Source organism: Streptomyces fructofermentans, from assembly GCF_014651055.1.
Taxonomy (GTDB): domain Bacteria; phylum Actinomycetota; class Actinomycetes; order Streptomycetales; family Streptomycetaceae; genus Streptomyces; species Streptomyces fructofermentans.
In genome coordinates, this window is sequence record NZ_BMWD01000016.1 from 29,793 (window position 1) to 47,496 (window position 17,704).

The 17,704-nt window shown below is 70.9% G+C and carries 16 protein-coding genes and 2 riboswitches; of the genes, 11 read left to right on the top strand and 5 right to left on the bottom strand.

Annotated features, from left to right (window positions below; genetic code table 11):
- Positions 1–16: 16 nt before the first annotated feature.
- Positions 17–736, bottom strand: coding sequence for an N-acetyltransferase (locus IE265_RS21665; protein WP_229916380.1), 720 nt, complete (start codon positions 734–736; stop codon positions 17–19).
- 196 nt (positions 737–932) lie between these two features.
- Between IE265_RS21665 and IE265_RS21670 the strand changes: the two genes are divergently transcribed.
- Complete coding sequence (locus IE265_RS21670) at positions 933–1,145, top strand: EF-hand domain-containing protein (protein WP_190037435.1); 213 nt, start codon at positions 933–935, stop codon at positions 1,143–1,145.
- Between the two features lie 196 nt (positions 1,146–1,341).
- On the opposite strand, the gene IE265_RS21675 is transcribed toward IE265_RS21670, so the two are convergent.
- The 4 genes from IE265_RS21675 to gcvT all read right to left on the bottom strand — a co-directional run bounded on the left by IE265_RS21675 (position 1,342) and on the right by gcvT (position 5,818).
- Complete coding sequence (locus IE265_RS21675; RefSeq protein ID WP_190037318.1) at positions 1,342–2,709, bottom strand: L-serine ammonia-lyase; 1,368 nt, start codon at positions 2,707–2,709, stop codon at positions 1,342–1,344.
- A gap of 186 nt (positions 2,710–2,895) precedes the next feature.
- Positions 2,896–4,155 carry a serine hydroxymethyltransferase gene (gene glyA / locus IE265_RS21680; RefSeq protein WP_229916382.1) on the bottom strand — a complete coding sequence of 420 codons (1,260 nt, stop codon included), beginning with the start codon at positions 4,153–4,155 and terminating at the stop codon, positions 2,896–2,898.
- 8 nt (positions 4,156–4,163) lie between these two features.
- Positions 4,164–4,541, bottom strand: a complete 378-nt coding sequence (gcvH, locus tag IE265_RS21685; RefSeq protein ID WP_190037319.1) for a glycine cleavage system protein GcvH — start codon at positions 4,539–4,541, stop codon at positions 4,164–4,166.
- A 149-nt stretch (positions 4,542–4,690) separates the two neighbouring features.
- Complete coding sequence (gcvT, locus tag IE265_RS21690; protein ID WP_190037320.1) at positions 4,691–5,818, bottom strand: glycine cleavage system aminomethyltransferase GcvT; 1,128 nt, start codon at positions 5,816–5,818, stop codon at positions 4,691–4,693.
- A 34-nt stretch (positions 5,819–5,852) separates the two neighbouring features.
- Positions 5,853–5,964, bottom strand: a riboswitch (glycine riboswitch).
- Positions 5,965–6,074: riboswitch (glycine riboswitch) on the bottom strand. It abuts the riboswitch before it with no gap.
- A 248-nt stretch (positions 6,075–6,322) separates the two neighbouring features.
- On the opposite strand from gcvT, the gene IE265_RS21695 reads away from it, so the two are divergent.
- From IE265_RS21695 to IE265_RS21740, 10 genes are all read left to right on the top strand, one after another.
- Positions 6,323–6,997, top strand: a complete 675-nt coding sequence (locus IE265_RS21695) for an AAA family ATPase (RefSeq protein ID WP_229916384.1) — start codon at positions 6,323–6,325, stop codon at positions 6,995–6,997.
- A gap of 251 nt (positions 6,998–7,248) precedes the next feature.
- The gene (locus tag IE265_RS21700) at positions 7,249–8,064 is read left to right on the top strand and encodes an enhanced serine sensitivity protein SseB (protein ID WP_190037322.1); all 816 of its coding nucleotides are present in this window, start codon (positions 7,249–7,251) and stop codon (positions 8,062–8,064) included.
- A 227-nt stretch (positions 8,065–8,291) separates the two neighbouring features.
- The gene (locus IE265_RS21705; RefSeq protein WP_190037323.1) at positions 8,292–9,083 is read left to right on the top strand and encodes an enhanced serine sensitivity protein SseB C-terminal domain-containing protein; all 792 of its coding nucleotides are present in this window, start codon (positions 8,292–8,294) and stop codon (positions 9,081–9,083) included.
- Between the two features lie 321 nt (positions 9,084–9,404).
- Positions 9,405–10,415, top strand: coding sequence for an ABC transporter permease (locus tag IE265_RS21710; RefSeq protein ID WP_190037324.1), 1,011 nt, complete (start codon positions 9,405–9,407; stop codon positions 10,413–10,415).
- A gap of 61 nt (positions 10,416–10,476) precedes the next feature.
- On the top strand, positions 10,477–12,270 hold the full coding sequence (locus tag IE265_RS21715; RefSeq protein WP_190037325.1) for an ABC transporter substrate-binding protein: 1,794 nt from the start codon (positions 10,477–10,479) through the stop codon (positions 12,268–12,270).
- 117 nt (positions 12,271–12,387) lie between these two features.
- On the top strand, positions 12,388–13,386 hold the full coding sequence (locus IE265_RS21720) for an ABC transporter permease (RefSeq protein ID WP_190037326.1): 999 nt from the start codon (positions 12,388–12,390) through the stop codon (positions 13,384–13,386).
- Positions 13,383–14,480 carry an ABC transporter ATP-binding protein gene (locus IE265_RS21725; protein WP_190037327.1) on the top strand — a complete coding sequence of 366 codons (1,098 nt, stop codon included), beginning with the start codon at positions 13,383–13,385 and terminating at the stop codon, positions 14,478–14,480. Before IE265_RS21720 ends, IE265_RS21725 begins: the two co-directional genes overlap by 4 nt.
- Positions 14,481–14,503: 23 nt before the next feature.
- Entirely contained in the window at positions 14,504–15,778 is a 1,275-nt protein-coding gene (locus IE265_RS21730; RefSeq protein ID WP_190037328.1) for an ABC transporter ATP-binding protein, read from the top strand.
- Between the two features lie 100 nt (positions 15,779–15,878).
- Positions 15,879–16,541, top strand: coding sequence for a trimeric intracellular cation channel family protein (locus IE265_RS21735; RefSeq protein WP_190037329.1), 663 nt, complete (start codon positions 15,879–15,881; stop codon positions 16,539–16,541).
- Between the two features lie 72 nt (positions 16,542–16,613).
- Entirely contained in the window at positions 16,614–17,474 is an 861-nt protein-coding gene (locus IE265_RS21740) for a thioesterase family protein (RefSeq protein ID WP_190037330.1), read from the top strand.
- Positions 17,475–17,704 lie beyond the last annotated feature (230 nt).

The following is a 17,704-nucleotide window of genomic DNA, read 5'->3' on the forward strand; positions in this document are numbered from 1 at the left end:
GGCGGCACCGGACCGCTCAGGCGCCGGGGCCCCCTTCCCGCGGTCCGCGCGAACGGCCCCCGGGAGGGTGCCCGGCGCCGGACCGCGCCCCACCGTCCCGAGGGGCGGCGAGCAGCGCCTCCGCCCCCACGGGCCGGTAGCCGGCCGCCTGGAACGCCCGTACGCTGCGGGCGTTGCCGGCGGCCTGCTGGGCCCACACCGGCTCGCCCCCGGCCAGATGCCGGGCCGCCGAGGCCAGCGCCCGCCCCAGCCCCCGGTGGCGCGCCGCCCCGTCCACCTCCGCCGCGGCCTCCAGCCGGCCGGCCACCCCGCGCCCCAGGACGAGCACGCCCCCGTCGGCGGCCCACACCCGTACCCCGTCGCGGCGCCCGCGCGCCCGGACCGCCCGGGGATGGTCCGGGTCGTGCAGCTCGACCAGGGCGAGCGGGGGCGGACCCGGCAGCGGCGACGCCACCGTCAGCAGGTCGACGGTGTCCGTCGTGCGCCCCGTACGCTCCATGAAGGCCGTCAGGAAACGCGGATGCATCGTCGCGGCCAGCGGATCGCAGCCGGTCCGCGCCAGCTCCTCGCGGACCCAGTCCTCCGGTTCGTCCGTGAACACGACCGAGTGCGCGGTGAAGGCGACGACACCCGCGTCGCGGTGCGTGTGCTGCGGCACCACCGTCGTGCCGCCGTCCGGCGGCGGGAAGACCCCGCGCGCCGCCGCGTCGAGAATGCCCCGCAGAGTGCCTGCCACGACACCGCCCTTCGTCCCGTCCCCGGCCCCGCGGACCGGGAGCCCCGTCTCCACGCCATGATCGGCGAGGGGTGCCCGGCCGTCCGCCGCGGGGGCCGCCCGCCGGCGGGCGGCCGCAGGGTGGTCGCCGCACGTCGCTTCCGGCCGGAACGTTAATCTGGCCTCGTCAGTGAAGCACCAAGAAGGGGCGGGTCCGGTGGCGGACATCGAGGAAGCACGCAAGGCGTTCGAGCGCATCGACGGGGACGGGGACGGCTACATCACCGCCGCCGAGTTCAAGAAGGCCCTGGCCCAGGGCGGCGACTGGAACGTCACCGAGTCGGTGGCCGAGGCCGTCATCGCCGCTCAGGACCTCGACGGGGACAAGCTGCTCTCGTTCGACGAGTTCTGGACCCACCTGAACAAGTGAGCGGCACACGAGGGGCGCCCCCGCCGGACCGGCGGGGGCGCCCCTCGGCCGTACGGTCCGCGGACACGGCCTCCCTCACGGGTTCGCCACGCCCTCAGCCCGGCGCGGGTGGCGAAGGCCGCCACATCCTTGTCCAGCGGTGCGTCGGTGCACCGGTGGAAGTGCCAGGTGGCCCGGATGCGGGGCCGGCCCGGGGTCAGCACTCGATGATGTTCACCGCGAGCCCGCCGCGGGCGGTCTCCTTGTACTTGACGCTCATGTCGGCCCCGGTCTCCTTCATCGTCTTGATGACCTTGTCGAGGGAGACCTTGTGCGAGCCGTCGCCGCGCATCGCCATCTTCGCGGCGGTGACGGCCTTGACCGCGGCCATGCCGTTGCGCTCGATGCAGGGGATCTGGACCAGGCCGCCGACCGGGTCGCAGGTCAGGCCGAGGTTGTGCTCCATGCCGATCTCGGCGGCGTTCTCGACCTGCTCGGGGGAACCGCCGAGCACCTCCGCGAGCGCCCCGGCGGCCATCGAGCACGCCGAGCCGACCTCGCCCTGGCAGCCGACCTCGGCACCCGAGATGGAGGCGTTCTCCTTGAAGAGCATGCCGATGGCGCCCGCGGCGAGCAGGAAGCGCACGACCCCGTCCTCGTCCGCTCCGGGCACGAAGTTGATGTAGTAGTGCAGGACCGCCGGGATGATGCCGGCGGCGCCGTTCGTCGGGGCGGTCACCACCCGCCCGCCCGCCGCGTTCTCCTCGTTGACCGCCATCGCGTAGAGGGTGATCCACTCCATGGCGTGGGCCAGCGGGTCGCCCTCGGCACGCAGCTGCCGGGCCGAGACGGCGGCGCGGCGGCGCACCCGCAGGCCGCCCGGCAGGATGCCCTCGCGGGCCATGCCGCGCGAGACGCAGGCCTGCATCACCCGCCAGATCGCCAGCAGGCCCTCGCGGATCTCCTCCTCGGTGCGCCAGGCCCGCTCGTTCTCCAGCATGAGCGAGGAGATCGACAGGCCGGTCTCCTTCGTCAGGCGCAGCAGTTCGTCGCCCGTGCGGAAGGGGTACTTGAGGACCGTGTCGTCCAGCACGATGCGGTCCGCGCCGACCGCGTCCTCGTCGACGACGAAGCCGCCGCCCACCGAGTAGTACGTCTTCGACAGCAGCTCGGCGCCCGAGGCGTCGAACGCCCACAGCGTCATGCCGTTCGCGTGGTACGGCAGGGTCTTGCGGCGGTGCAGGACCAGGTCGTCGTCGAAGGAGAAGGCGATCTCGTGCTCGCCGAGCAGGCTCAGGCGCCCGGACGTCCTGATCTCCTCCACCCGCTCGTCCGCCTTCTCGACGTCGACGGTCCGGGGGGAGGCGCCCTCCAGGCCCAGCAGCACCGCCTTGGGGGTGCCGTGCCCGTGGCCGGTCGCACCCAGTGAGCCGTACAGCTCGGCGCGTATCGAGGCCACCGGGGCGAGGACGTCCTCGTTGCGGAGCCGGCGGGCGAAGATGCGGGCCGCCCGCATGGGGCCGACCGTGTGGGAGCTGGACGGGCCGATGCCGATCGAGAACAGGTCGAAGACCGAGATGGCCACGGGGTACTCCTCAGGGTTTCGGCCGACGCCGTTGTCGGCCGGGTGGTGCGCAGACGCAGCGCGCGGAGCGCTTCGAGCAGGGCGGTGGGTGACGGGGGACGGGAGGGCCGCTCACGGCCCGGGGCACCGCACACGGTCCAGTGTGCGCGGTGCCCCGGACAGTAGGACGTACAAAAGCGTACGAAATTACTTCAGGCCGGGGTACAGCGGGTGCTTGTCGGCCAGAGCGGACACGCGGGCCTTGAGGGCCGCCGCGTCGTAGGACGGCTTGAGGGTCTCCGCGATCACGTCCGCGACCTCCGCGAAGTCCTCGTCCCCGAAGCCGCGGGTGGCGAGGGCGGGCGTGCCGATCCGCAGGCCCGAGGTGACCATCGGCGGACGCGGGTCGTTCGGGACCGCGTTCCGGTTGACCGTGATGCCGACCTCGTGGAGGCGGTCCTCGGCCTGCTGCCCGTCGAGCTCGCTGTCGCGCAGGTCCACCAGGACCAGGTGCACGTCCGTGCCGCCGGACAGCACGGACACGCCGTGCCGCGTGACGTCGTCCCGGACCAGGCGCTCGGCCAGGATCCGGGCGCCGTCCAGGGTGCGCTGCTGGCGCTCCTTGAACTCCTCCGAGGCGGCGACCTTGAAGGAGACGGCCTTGGCGGCGATCACGTGCTCCAGCGGTCCGCCCTGGAAGCCGGGGAAGACGGACGAGTTCAGCTTCTTGGCGAACTCCTTCCTCGCCAGGATGATGCCGCCGCGCGGTCCGCCCAGGGTCTTGTGGGTGGTGGAGGTGACCACGTCCGCGTACTCCACCGGGTTCGGGTGGAGACCGGCCGCGACCAGGCCCGCGAAGTGGGCCATGTCGACCCACAGCAGGGCGCCGGTCTCGTCCGCGATCCGGCGGAACTCGGCGAAGTCGAGCTGCCGCGGGTACGCCGACCAGCCCGCGATGATCACCTTGGGGCGGTGCTCCTTGGCGAGCCGCTCGACCTCGGCCATGTCGACCAGGCCGGCCGCGTCCACGTGGTACGCGACCACGTCGAACTGCTTGCCGGAGAAGTTCAGCCGCATCCCGTGGGTCAGGTGGCCGCCGTGGGCCAGGTCCAGGCCGAGGATGGTGTCGCCGGGCTGGGCCATGGCGAACAGCGCGGCCTGGTTGGCGGAGGCGCCCGAGTGCGGCTGGACGTTCGCGTACTCGGCGCCGAAGAGGTCCTTGACGCGGTCGATCGCGATCTGCTCGGCGACGTCGACGTGCTCGCAGCCGCCGTAGTAGCGGCGGCCCGGGTAGCCCTCGGCGTACTTGTTGGTGAGGACCGAGCCCTGGGCCTCCATGACCGCGACCGGGGCGAAGTTCTCCGAGGCGATCATCTCGAGGGTGGACTGCTGGCGGAGCAGCTCGGCGTCGACGGCGGCGGCGACGTCCGGGTCGAGCTCGTGGAGGGGCGTGTTCAGAAGCGACATCGGGGTCCTCAGGATCCGGAGAATTCGGTGTACTCGTCCGCGGAGAGCAGGTCCTTCGGCTCCTCCGCGACCCGTACCTTGAACAGCCAGCCGCCCTCGAAGGGGGCCGTGTTCACGAGCGCCGGGTCGTCCACGACGTCCTGGTTGACCTCGGCGATCTCGCCGGTGACGGGCGAGTACAGGTCGCTGACCGACTTGGTCGACTCCAGCTCGCCGCAGGTCTCGCCCGCGGTCACCGTGTCACCGACCTCCGGGAGCTGGACGTACACGACATCGCCGAGCGCGTTGGCCGCGTGCTCCGTGATGCCGACCGTCGAGACGCCGTCCTCGGCGCCCGACAGCCACTCGTGCTCCTTGCTGTAGCGCAGCTGCTGGGGGTTGCTCATGGCCTGAATTCTCCTGTACGCGGGGGAGTGCTGATGCGGGGGACTGGGGGTGACCCGGTCGGTGTGTCCGGGGTCACGCGAGGCGCGGGGACGCCGGGGAGTGCCCGGCGGCCGGGGCCGGTGTCAGGACCGGCGCCCGGCGACCAGTGTCACTTCCGGCGCTTGTAGAACGGCAGAGCCACGACCTCGTACGGTTCGTGGCTGCCCCGGATGTCGACCCCGACACCCGCGGTGCCGGGCACGGCGTGCGCGGCGTCGACGTACGCCATGGCGATCGGCCGGCCCAGCGTCGGCGAGGGCGCGCCGGACGTGATCTCGCCGACGACCTTGCCGTCGGCGACGACCGGGTAGCCGGCCCGAGGGACGCGGCGGCCCTCGGCGACCAGGCCGACGAGGACGCGCGGGGGCTCGGACTCGGCGCGGGCGGCGGCCGCCGACAGCGCCTCGCGCCCCACGAAGTCGCCCTCCTTCTCGAACTTCACGACCCGCCCGAGACCCGCGTCGAACGGGGTGAGCGCGGTGGTCAGCTCGTGCCCGTACAGCGGCATGCCCGCCTCCAGGCGCAGGGTGTCGCGGCAGGACAGCCCGCAGGGCACCAGGCCGACCGGGGCGCCCGCCTCGGTCAGCGCCTGCCACAGCCGCTCGGCGTCGGCCGGGGCGACGAAGAGCTCGAAGCCGTCCTCGCCGGTGTAGCCGGTGCGGGCGATCAGGGCGGGGACGCCCGCGACGGTGCCGGGCAGGCCGGCGTAGTACTTCAGGCCGTCGAGGTCGGCGTCCGTCAGCGACTTCAGGATGCCGGGCGACTCGGGGCCCTGGACGGCGAGCAGCGCGTAGGCGTCGCGGTCGTCGCGCACGGCGGCGTCGAAGCCCGCGGCGCGCTCGACCAGGGCGTCCAGGACGGTCTGCGCGTTCGAGGCGTTGGCCACGACCATGTACTCGGTCTCCGCGAGCCGGTACACGATGAGGTCGTCGAGGATGCCGCCGTCGGCCCGGCAGATCATGGTGTAGCGGGCGCGGCCGACACCGACGGAGGCGATGTTGCCGACGAGCGCGTGGTTCAGGAGCGCCGCCGCCTGCGGTCCGGTCACGGTGATCTCGCCCATGTGGGAGAGGTCGAAGAGGCCGGCGCGGCCGCGTACGGCGAGGTGCTCGTCGCGCTCGGAGCCGTAGCGCAGCGGCATGTCCCAGCCGGCGAAGTCGGTCATCGTCGCGCCCAGCGAGCGGTGCAGGGCGTCGAGCGCGGTACGGCGCGGGGCTACGGGTGCGGTGCTGCTCATCGGTGGGGCTCCCAAGGCATGACGGCGAGGTCTTTCCTCCCCATCTGTCATCGGAACCTGAGAGGTTCATCAGGACCCCGCGAAACGGTGGTCCTGATTTGCACCTTGGGTGGAGCCACGGAGAGCGGCCCGCTTTTCAGATGTGCCTCGCCCGCGCGGTAACGGTGCCTGAGAGATTCAAGGGAGGGACTTGCTCCTTCGGCGTCCGGGAACGCGTACGAGCAGTACGTGTCCGGAACTCTCCCGCGCGGATTCAAGCGGCCGGTATGCAGTTGGCGGGCACATCATTGCACGCATCCGAGTGACACGGCAGTGGCCTCCCCCGGCACGGCCCGCGGCCCCGGACGGGCCCGGTGCGGCGTCCGCCCGGGCCCGGCGGGCGGTCGCCACGATCTGTGACGGGGCTGTGGCAGGACGAGAACACAAATGAGGGGACTCGCGCATTACCTTCTCTTTACACTCGACGGGGATGGGTCTCCCGACCCCATGGGGAGGACGATCAGGGTGAACAGGACCACGGCGTACGCCACGAGCGCGGCCATCGCGCTGCCCGAGCAGCCCACTGTCCCGGCCGCGGAGGCGTGCGGCCCGCTCGCGGCGGCGCCCGTCGTCCGCGACCTGCGCGAGCGCGCCGGGCACAGCCCGCACGGCCTGCGCTTCGGAGCGGCCGACCTGGTGGTGGTCACCGGCCTGCCGGGCAGCGGCAAGTCGACCCTTATGCGCCGCACGGTCACGGGTCGCCGCGTCGACTCCCAGGACACCCGCGACCGCTGGGACGGGCGCCTCGGCCGCTTCCTGCCGTACGCGGTCTACCGCCCCCTCGTCCGGTTCGCGCACTACACGGGCCTGCGCCGGGCGCTGCGCTCCGGCGAGGGCGTCGTCGTGCACGACTGCGGCACGCAGGCCTGGGTGCGCGGCTGGCTCGCCCGCGACGCCCGCCGCAGGGGCGGCACGCTGCACCTCCTGCTGCTCGACGTCGACCCGGGCACGGCCCTGGACGGCCAGCGCGAGCGCGGCCGGGGCGTCTCGCGGTACGCGTTCGCGCGGCACCGCGGCGCGGTCGCGCGACTGCTGCGCTCCGTCGAGAAGGGCGACCTCCCGGAGGGCTGCGGCTCGGCCGTCCTCGTCGACCGGGCCGCGGTGGACGTGCTGCGGCGGATCGACTTCGGCGACGACTGAACCGGCGGCCGGGCCGGCTCCCGGAGTCGCCGGGGAGCCGTGCGGGTGCCGTCGGGCGCCGACCTGCGCCGGCCGGATCCGTTCAGGGCAGGCCGGCGGCCGTCGGGAGCGGCGGCCCGGCGGTCCCGACCGCCCGGCGGCCGCCGGGCCGGTGTCCGAGGGCCGGGACGACCGGCGGGATTTCCTCGCGTACGGCTCCGTACGCGTAATCTCGTCAACCGCAGAAGGCGGTTCGAGCAGGCGGTAGGCAGATGGACATCCCGGCACAGGACATTCCGGCACAAGGGTTCCCGGCACAGGGCCCCCTCGCGCACCCCCACCCGCACACCGGCTGGCCCGGCAACGAGCTGGAGGAGGTGCTCGCCGCCTCCCTCGGCCTCGCCGCGTCGCCCTCCACGGGCGCCCGGATCGTGGAGGTGGCCACCCGCAGCTTCCTCTGGGTGCCGCTGCCCGAGGGCGGCGGTCCGCAGAGCGGCACCCTCGACCTGCCCACGATGGAACTGGGCGGCCAGGCGTACGTACCGGTGTTCACCTCGGAGCAGCAGTTCCGCCAGGTCGTCGGCGACCACATGGCGTACACCGTCGCGCCCGCCGTCGAGTTCGCGCGCGGCCTGCCGCCGCAGGTGGGCATCGCGGTGAACCCGGACGGCACGGTCGGCGTCCCGCTGCCGCCGCCCGCCGTCGCCGAACTGTGCCGGGCGGGCCGGACCGCGCTCGACGGGTTCTCCGGGGGCGGCCGGGTCCGGCTGTTCCAGCCCGACTGGCAGGACGACCCGGTGGACTTCCTGGCCGCGGCCTCGGCGGAGTTCGCCGCCGCGGGGGTCGTCCTCAGCGCCCGGCGCTGCCTCGCGAGCATCGAGGGCGGCGACCCCGTGATGTTCATCGGGGTCGAACTGGCCCACTGGGACGAGGGCGCGCGCACGCTCCCGCTGGACGCCCTGGGCCGGGCGCTCGGCCGGGTGCCCGTGGGGCACGCGGTGAACCTCGTGTTCCTCGACGTCGCACAGGACCCGGTGGGGGACTGGCTGCGCGCCCAGGTGCGCCCCTTCTACCAGCACGGGCACTGACGTCGCACGGCCGAGCAGCGACCGCCCGCGTCAAGTCGCTGTCAGGATCGCGACTTAAGCTGGTTTCATGGCCCGGTCGGGGTCGTCGTCTTTTCGGCCGGGGTCCGGGGGTTGCTCCCCCGGACGATGCAGAATGGCCGGGTCGGGGTGGTGCCGCGTGCGGACGCGGCGGTCTCCCGGCCGGATCGGACCCGTATGTCAGGGATGTCGCGAAGGGGCGGTAGAAGGTGAGCGCGTCGGGCACGGCCGCGGCCGGGCAGGTCGAGCACATGCTGCGCCAAGTCACGCCCGGGCGTTACGACGCCTACGAGGCGCTCCTTCGCGCTCTCGCGACCCCGTCCTCCGGTCAGGTCTGGATGCTGCTGTGGCACGGCCAGTCCGGCTCGCCCGACGCCCAGTACGGGAACATGGAGGTCGACGGCTTCGGCTACGCCCCGTGCGTGACCTCCGCCCAGGAGCTCTCCGCCAGCGGCTGGAACCGCTCGTACGAGGTGGTCGACGGACTCGACGTCGCCCGCACGCTGTATCCCGACCACTTCGGCCTCTGGCTGAACCCGCACGCGCCGGGCGGCGGCCTGGGCGTCCCCTGGCTCGATCTGCGCCGGCTCGCCACCGGGCTGGAGCGGCAGCCCGCGGGCCCGCTCCGGCTGGCCGAACCGGGCATCGAGATCCCCCAGTTCTACGCCCTGCTCACGCAGAACGCGCACCGCACACCGGCCGTCCGCTCGCTCCGCCGTGCCTGGGTGCAGCCCGCTCTCGGGGCGCCCTATCTGGCCATCGGTCTCGACGTGTACGACACGAGTCCGCCCGCGGTGGACTCGGTGCGGGCCATGATGCAGCAGTCGATCGGCGCGGTGCCCGAGGGGCTGCCCGTGTCGACCGTGGCGATGTCCGACGAGTACGACCCCGTGGCGCTGTGGATGCGGGCCAACGCGCGACCGTTCTACGACCGCGAGGCCCACGCGGCGCCCGCTCAGGCGCCCGCCGCCGGCGGCTACGGATTCCCCGGCGCCTACTGACCCCACTTCGCGGAACGATCGGTTCCACTTGCGGCGACCCGTGGGTGGAATGTCCGTATCTACGCGGGTAAATGTGCTGTAAGGCCCCTTGCGTACCAATTGACATGTGTCCGACCCCCGTTACCCACCGTTCGGATAACGGAATCCTCCTGACGGCATCACGTTTGCGCATCCATTCACCTTCAGGTCTGGCTACAGATCGCCGAGGCGTTGAAGACTCACGACTCCAGGACGTTTAGCTCCTGTGTACGACGGACTGATCACGCCGCTACAGCGGCAAGTGTGGGCCGGCTACCGCCGGTTGAGAGGGGTCCCTGCCAGATGACGGCACCATTGCACGAGCCGACGGCTGAAGTCGCGCCGAGCGCGGCCGAGGAGGCGGCAATCGCCGGCTCCGCCGAGGCGAAGGCGGTACAAGGACGTTCCCTCGGCCGCATCGCCTGGGAGCGCCTGAAGCGGGACAAGCTGGCCCTGACGGGTGGCGTCGTGGTGCTCGTGCTGATCCTGGTCGCGGTCTTCGCGCCACTGATCACGAGCCTGGTCGGACAGGACCCCGAGACCCACCACGAGAACCTGATCGACCCGCTCTTCTCGACCCCCATCGGGTCGTACGGCGGGATCAGCGGTGACCACCTGCTCGGTGTCGAGCCGGTCAGCGGCCGCGACATCTTCGCCCGCATCGTCTACGGCGCCCAGGTCTCGCTCCTGGTCGGCTTCCTGTCGGCCCTGGTCGCGGTCGTGCTGGGTACCATCCTCGGTGTCCTCGCCGGCTACTTCGGCGGCTGGCTCGACGCGCTCATCAGCCGCGTGATGGACGGCCTGCTGGCCTTCCCGCAGCTGCTCTTCATCATCGCGCTGGTCTCGGTCATGCCGAACGAGATGCTGGGCCTGACGGGTACGGGCGTGCGCCTGTTCGTCATGATCCTGGTGATCGGATTCTTCGGCTGGCCCTACGTCGGCCGCGTGGTGCGGGGCCAGACCCTCTCGATGCGTGAGCGCGAGTACGTCGAGGCCGCGCGTAGTCTCGGGGCCGGGCGGTTCTACATCCTGTTCAAGGAGCTGCTGCCCAACCTGGTCGCGCCGATCATCGTGTACACGACGATGATGATCCCGACCAACATCCTCACCGAGGCCGCGCTCAGCTTCCTGGGCGTGGGCGTCAAGCCGCCCTCGGCCTCGTGGGGACAGATGCTCTCCTCCGCGATCGACTACTACGACTCGGACCCGATGTACATGGTCATCCCGGGTGTAGCGATCTTCATCACCGTGCTCTCCTTCAACCTCTTCGGCGACGGCGTACGCGATGCGCTCGACCCGAAGGGTTCCCGCTGAACTGCCGTACCCCCGGGCCCGTCCCCCCTTGGACGGGCCGCTACACACACGGAGGATCCGAGTGATTACCCAACGCACCACAGGGCGGCGCAAGCAGGCCGTGGCCGCCGCAGCCGTGGTCGCTGCACTGCTGTCCACGGCGGCGTGCGGCGGCGGCGACGACAAGAACGAGGGCGGCGGTTCCAAGAACGGCGCGGCCGGCTTCGACGCTGCGAACAACAAGGCGGCCCAGGCCTCCCTCGCGAAGAAGGGCGGCACGCTGAAGTTCGCGGGCGTCCAGGACGCCGACTCGTGGGACACCACGCGCGGCTACTACGGCTTCGCCTGGAACTTCATGCGGTACTACAGCCGCACCCTGGTGACCGGCAACGCCGAGCCCGGTGCCGCCGGCGCGAAGCTGACGCCGGACCTCGCCACCAGCACGGCGAAGGTCACCGACGACGGCAAGACCTACACGTACACCCTGCGTGACGGCGTGACGTGGGAGGACGGCAAGCCGATCACCTCCCAGGACATCAAGTACGGCATCGAGCGCCAGTGGGCTCAGGACGTGCTGTCGGGTGGCCCGGTCTACCTGAAGGACATCCTCGACCCCAAGGGCGAGTACAAGGGTCCCTACAAGGACAAGTCCAAGGACAAGCTCGGCCTCAAGGCGATCGAGACCCCGGACGCGAAGACCATCATCTTCAAGCTTCCGCAGGCCAACTCGGACTTCGAGGACATCCTGGCGCTGGCCTCCTCCGCGCCGGTCCGCCAGGACAAGGACACCAAGTCCAAGTACGGCCTGAAGCCGTTCTCGTCCGGCCCGTACAAGTTCGAGTCGTACACGCCGAACAAGAGCCTGGTGCTCGTTCGCAACACCGAGTGGAAGGCGTCCTCGGACCCCATCCGCAAGGCGTACCCGGACAAGATCACGCTGAACCTGTTCACGAACGCCAATGACATGGACCAGCGCCTGATCAACGGCGACTACGACCTGGACATCAACCAGACCGGCATGTCGCCGCAGGGCCGCACCACCGCCCTGAAGAAGCACAAGGCCAACCTGGACAACCCGGTCTCCGGCTACGTCCGTTACGCCGTCTTCCCGCAGAGCGTGAAGCCGTTCGACAACGAGCACTGCCGCAAGGCCGTCATCTACGGTGCCGACCACGAGTCGCTCCAGACCGCGCGTGGCGGCCCGGTCGCCGGCGGCGACATCGGCACCAACATGCTGCCGCCGTCCGTCCCGGGCGCCGAGGGTCAGAAGTACGACCCGTACGAGTCCGCGACGACGAACAAGAACGGCAACGTCGCCAAGGCCAAGGAAGAGCTCAAGGCCTGCGGCAAGCCGAACGGCTTCAAGACCACCATCGCGGTGCGCAACAACAAGCCGGTCGAGGTCGCCACGGCCGAGTCCCTCCAGGCCTCGCTGAAGAAGGTCGGCATCACCGTCGACATCGACCAGTACGACGGCGCCCAGACCAGCGGCATCATCGGTAGCCCCGCCAACGTGAAGAAGAAGGGCTACGGCATCATCATCATGGGCTGGGGCCCGGACTTCCCGACCGTCCAGGGCTTCGGTCTCCCGCTGTGGAGCGGCAAGTACATCCTCGAGAGCGGCAACAACAACTTCGCCCTGATCGACGACAAGACGATCGACGGCCTCTTCGACAGCTACGTCAAGGAGCTGGACGAGGCGAAGAAGGTCGAGCTTTCCACGGAGATCAACCACAAGGTCATGGAGGGCGGCTACTACCTGCCCTTCGTCTTCGAGAAGTTCGTCAACTGGCGTGGCAGCAACCTCGCGAACGTCTACACGACCGACAACTACAGCGGTCAGTACGACTTCGTGAACCTGGCTCTGAAGAAGTAATACCGACCGGCGCACCCGCCATACGGCACGAAAGGCAGGTGAAGGCCGGCGCGGCGTGACCCGCGGGCCACCGGACAACCTCCGGTGGCCCGCGGCACCGCCGCCGGGCCGAGAGCAGTGCTCGCTTACCTCATCAGGCGGCTCTTCGCCGCCGCAGTGATGCTGGTGGTCATCATTCTGGTGGTCTTCGGCATCTTCTTCCTCGTCCCCCGCTGGGCGGGCGTGGACCCGGCCACGATGTTCGTGGGCAAGCAGGCCGACCCCGCGGCGATCGAGGCCGTCCGACAGAAGCTCGGGCTGGGCGAGCCGATCTTCGTTCAGGTCTGGGAGTTCTTCAAGGGCCTCTTCGTGGGACGCACCTACGCGTCCGGCGGCGATGTCACGAACTGCGCGGCCCCGTGCTTCGGCTACTCCTTCCGCAACGAGCAGGCCATCTGGCCGGTGCTCACCGACCGCTTCCCAGTGACCCTGGCTCTCGCGCTCGGTGCCGCCGTGCTGTGGCTGATCTTCGGTGTCGCTGCGGGTGTGCTCTCGGCGCTCAAGCGCGGCTCCCTGTGGGACCGCGGTGCGATGATCGTCGCCCTCAGCGGCGTCTCGCTCCCGATCTACTTCACGGGTCTGCTGTCGCTCGCGATCTTCAGTTACGGGCTCGGATGGCTCGACGCCCAGTACGTACCCTTCGCGGAGAGTCCCACCGGCTGGTTCGGCGGCATGATCCTTCCCTGGGTCACGCTGGCCTTCCTCTACGCGGCCATGTACGCCCGGATCACCCGCGCCACCATGCTGGAGATCCTCGGCGAGGACTACATCCGCACGGCCCGCGCGAAGGGCCTGCGTGAGCCGGTCGTCATCGGAAAGCACGCGATGCGTTCCACCATGACGCCGATCCTCACGATGTTCGGTATGGACCTCGGCGCCCTCATCGGCGGCGCGATCCTGACCGAGACCACATTCAGCCTGCCCGGCCTCGGCCAGGCCGTGCTGACGGCGATCAACACGAAGGACCTGCCGATCATCCTTGGCGTCACGCTGATCACCTCGCTCGCGGTGATCTTCGCCAACCTGGTCGTCGACCTCCTGTACGCCGTGATCGACCCCCGAGTGAGGCTGTCATGACCGAACTCAGCAAGAGCGGAGCGGCCATGACCGAGCCCGTGAAGGACTCACGACCGCCGTCCGCCTTCCTCGAAGTCCGCGACCTGAAGGTGCACTTCCCGACGGACGACGGACTGGTCAAGTCCGTCGACGGGCTCAACTTCACGCTGGAGAAGGGCAAGACCCTCGGCATCGTGGGCGAGTCCGGCTCCGGCAAGTCGGTGACCTCGCTCGGCATCATGGGCCTGCACACCGCCGGCCAGTACGGCAAGCGCAAGGCCCAGATCTCCGGCGAGATCTGGCTCGACGGCACGGAACTGCTCTCCGCCGACCCCGACTACGTGCGCAAGCTGCGTGGCCGGGAGATGGCGATGATCTTCCAGGACCCGCTGTCGGCGCTGCACCCGTACTACACGATCGGTCAGCAGATCGTGGAGGCGTACCGGATCCACAACAAGGTCGACAAGAAGACGGCGCGCAGGCGCGCCGTCGAGATGCTCGACCGCGTCGGGATCCCCCAGCCGGACAAGCGGGTGGACAGTTACCCGCACGAGTTCTCCGGCGGTATGCGCCAGCGCGCGATGATCGCGATGTCGCTGGTCAACAACCCCGAGCTGCTGATCGCGGACGAGCCGACGACCGCCCTGGACGTGACCGTCCAGGCGCAGATCCTCGACCTCATCCGGGACCTGCAGAAGGAGTTCGGCTCCGCGGTCATCGTCATCACCCACGACCTCGGCGTCGTCGCGGAACTCTCCGACGACATCCTGGTGATGTACGGCGGACGCTGCATCGAGCGCGGTCCGGCGGAGAAGGTCTTCTACGAGCCGCGGCACCCGTACACGTGGGGTCTGCTCGGCTCCATGCCGCGCCTGGACCGTGAGCAGACCGAGCGCCTGATCCCGGTCAAGGGCTCCCCGCCCTCGCTGATCAACATCCCGTCGGGCTGCGCCTTCAACCCGCGCTGCCCGTACGCGGACGTCCCCAAGGACAACGTCACCCGCACGGTCCGCCCCGAGCTGTCAGAGGTCGGCAGCCAGCACTGGGCCGCCTGCCACATGACGCAGGAGCAGCGGGAGCGGATCTGGATCGAAGAGATTGCGCCCAAGCTGTGAGTGAGAACGCAGAGGACAAGGCAGTGAGCATCCCTGCACAGAGCACCGGCTCGGCGACGCTCACCAAGAACGCCGCCCCCGGCGAGACGCTTCTGAAGGTCACCGGCCTGCAGAAGCACTTCCCGATCCGCAAGGGCCTGCTCCAGCGGCAGGTCGGCGCGGTGCGGGCGGTCGACGGCATCGACTTCGAGGTCAAGTCCGGCGAGACCCTCGGTGTCGTGGGCGAGTCGGGCTGCGGCAAGTCGACGATGGGCCGGCTGATCACGCGGCTCCTCGAACCGACCGCGGGCACCGTGGAGTTCGAGGGCAGGGACATCACGCACCTCGGCGTCGGGGCGATGCGGCCGATGCGCCGCGACGTCCAGATGATCTTCCAGGACCCGTACTCGTCGCTGAACCCGCGTCACACGATCGGCACGATCGTCGGCGCCCCCTTCAAGCTCCAGGGCGTCACGCCCGAGGGCGGCATCAAGAAGGAGGTGCAGCGGCTGCTGTCGGTGGTCGGGCTGAGCCCCGAGCACTACAACCGCTACCCGCACGAGTTCTCCGGCGGTCAGCGCCAGCGCATCGGCATCGCCCGCGCGCTCGCGCTCAACCCGAAGCTGGTCGTGGCGGACGAGCCGGTCTCCGCGCTCGACGTGTCGATCCAGGCGCAGGTGGTGAACCTGCTGGACGACCTCCAGCAGGAGCTGGGCCTCACGTACGTGATCATCGCGCACGACCTCTCCGTCGTACGCCATGTCTCGGACCGCATCGCGGTGATGTACCTCGGCAAGATCGTCGAACTCGCCGACCGCGACTCGCTGTACAAGGCGCCGATGCACCCGTACACCAAGGCGCTGATGTCGGCCGTGCCGATCCCGGACCCCAGGCGCCGGTCGGCCAAGAGCGAGCGCATCCTGCTCAAGGGCGACGTGCCCTCGCCGATCTCGCCGCCGAGCGGCTGCCGCTTCCACACGCGGTGCTGGAAGGCCACGGAGATCTGCAAGACCGTCGAGCCGCCGCTGCTGGAGCTGAAGCCGGGTCAGCAGGTCGCCTGCCACCACCCGGAGAACGCCGAGGACCAGGCGCCGCACGACACCGTGCTGCTGACGGCCGCCCGTGACGCCGTCGAGCTGGTCGCGGTGGGCACGGCGGCGGAGCTGGCGGAGGCCGAGCGGGCCGCCGCGGCCGCCACCGAGGAGCCGGCGGACGTCGCGAAGACGTCCGGGCCCGAGGCCGGGAACGCCGGGGACGACGCCGCTGCGGCGGCCGACGCCGGTACCGAGGGCGAGAGCCCGGAGCCGACGGAGAAGTGAGTCCCGGGCCCCAGGGCCCGGGCACGTCGCAGCCGAACGGGAGAGCGCGGATTGCGCTCTCCCGTTCGATGCATGTCCGGCGCCGGGTGAGAATGTCCCGGTGCTCGATCAACTCTTCAACCCGTCCGTCCAGCATGTGATCGACCTGGTCGGCATCTTCGTCTTCGCGATCTCCGGGGCGCTGCTTGCCGTCCGCAAGAACTTCGACGTCTTCGGGATCGCGGTCCTCGCCGAGGTCACCGCCCTGGGCGGCGGACTGCTCCGGGACCTGATCATCGGCGCCGTGCCGCCGGCCGCGTTCTCGGACCTCGGGTACTTCCTCACCCCGCTGCTGGCCGCGCTGCTGGTCTTCTTCCTCCACCCGGAGGTCGAGCGCATCCAGGTGGGAGCGAACATCTTCGACGCAGCGGGGCTCGGCCTCTTCTGCGTCGCGGGCACGGTCAGGGCGTACGACTACGGGCTCGGCCTCACCTCCTCCGCGGCGCTCGGCCTCGCGACGGCGGTGGGCGGCGGTGTGCTGCGCGACGTGCTCGCCAACGAGGTGCCGTCGCTGCTGCGCTGGGACCGCGACCTGTACGCGGTGCCCGCCATCGTCGGCGCCACGATGGTCGCCCTGTGCATCCGCTACGACGTCCTGAACGCCTTCACCTCCGGACTCGCGGTCGTCACCGCCTTCGTGCTGAGGCTGCTCGCGATGCGCTACCACTGGAGGGCCCCCCGGGCCTGGCACCGCAGGTCCACGGCGATCGAGGTGCCGGAGTGAACGGGCTCCGCGATCATGTGACCGAAACGGAAAAAGCTACCGCTTAGTAATTGGCTGTTGTACCGTTCAGGTATGTCAGAAGCAGCTTCCCTGCCCGCCGTGCAGGCCAGGATCGGCGACAGCGAGTTCGACCGCGACACCGCGGTCACGCGGCGCGAGACGGGCGTCTACGACATCGACCTGTCCGCCGGCTGGACGATCATCAGCGCCGTCAACGGCGGCTACCTGCTGGCCGTGCTCGGCCGCGCGCTCGCCGACGCCCTGCCGCACGCCGACCCGTTCACGATCTCGGCGCACTATCTGACGGCGTCGCACCCGGGCCCCGCGGTCGTGCGCACCGACGTCGTACGCTCCGGCCGCACCCTGTCCACCGGCACGGCCTCGCTCTTCCAGTACGACGACGCCGGCCGCGAGGTGGAGCGGATCCGCGTCCTGGCCTCGTACGGAGACCTCGACGCCCTGCCGGACGACGTGCGCACGACCGCCGTGCCGCCCGTCATCCCGCCGATGGACCAGTGCTTCGGTCCGGAGGACGGCCCGGCGCCCGTCCCCGGCGGTTCCGCCATCACCGACCGGCTGATGCTCAAACTCGACCCCGCGACACTGGGTTGGGCCCTGGGCGCGCCGTCGGGCAAGGGCGAGATGCGGTCCTGGTTCGGGCTGGCCGACGGCCGGGACGCGGACCCCCTCTCGCTGCTCCTGGCGGTGGACGCGCTGCCGCCGACCGCCTTCGAACTCGGCCTCTCGGGCTGGGTGCCCACGGTGGAGCTGACCGTGCACGTGCGCAGCCGTCCCGCCCCGGGCCCGCTGCGGGTCTCGATCACCACCCGCAACCTCGCCGGCGGCTTCCTGGAGGAGGACGCCGAGGTCTGGGACAGCGCTGACCGGCTCGTCGCACAGTCGCGCCAGCTCGCCCGGGCGCGACTCGCCTGACCCGCGGGCGCGCTGACGCTGCCGGTGCGGGCGCGGCTCCGGCCGGGCGCGCCTGCGCCCGACCCGCGGGCGCGCTGACGGTGCCGGAGCCGCGCTGACGGTGCGAGGGGCAGGCCTGCCGGCCTGCCCCTCGGTGTGTCCGCGGGTCGTGCGCGGTGAACTCCTGCGCGGTGCCCGCGGACGGGTGATCGCACGCGGTCCCCGAAGGCCGTCCGGAACGCCCTCCGGGC

Coding starts and splice junctions, on each gene's coding strand:
- gcvT (WP_190037320.1), bottom strand. CDS start 5,818: ATGAGCAGCACCGCACCCGTAGCCCCGCGCCGTACCGCGCTCGACGCC.
- glyA (WP_229916382.1), bottom strand. CDS start 4,155: ATGTCGCTTCTGAACACGCCCCTCCACGAGCTCGACCCGGACGTCGCC.
- IE265_RS21700 (WP_190037322.1), top strand. CDS start 7,249: ATGGACATCCCGGCACAGGACATTCCGGCACAAGGGTTCCCGGCACAG.
- gcvH (WP_190037319.1), bottom strand. CDS start 4,541: ATGAGCAACCCCCAGCAGCTGCGCTACAGCAAGGAGCACGAGTGGCTG.
- IE265_RS21740 (WP_190037330.1), top strand. CDS start 16,614: ATGTCAGAAGCAGCTTCCCTGCCCGCCGTGCAGGCCAGGATCGGCGAC.
- IE265_RS21710 (WP_190037324.1), top strand. CDS start 9,405: ATGACGGCACCATTGCACGAGCCGACGGCTGAAGTCGCGCCGAGCGCG.
- IE265_RS21725 (WP_190037327.1), top strand. CDS start 13,383: ATGACCGAACTCAGCAAGAGCGGAGCGGCCATGACCGAGCCCGTGAAG.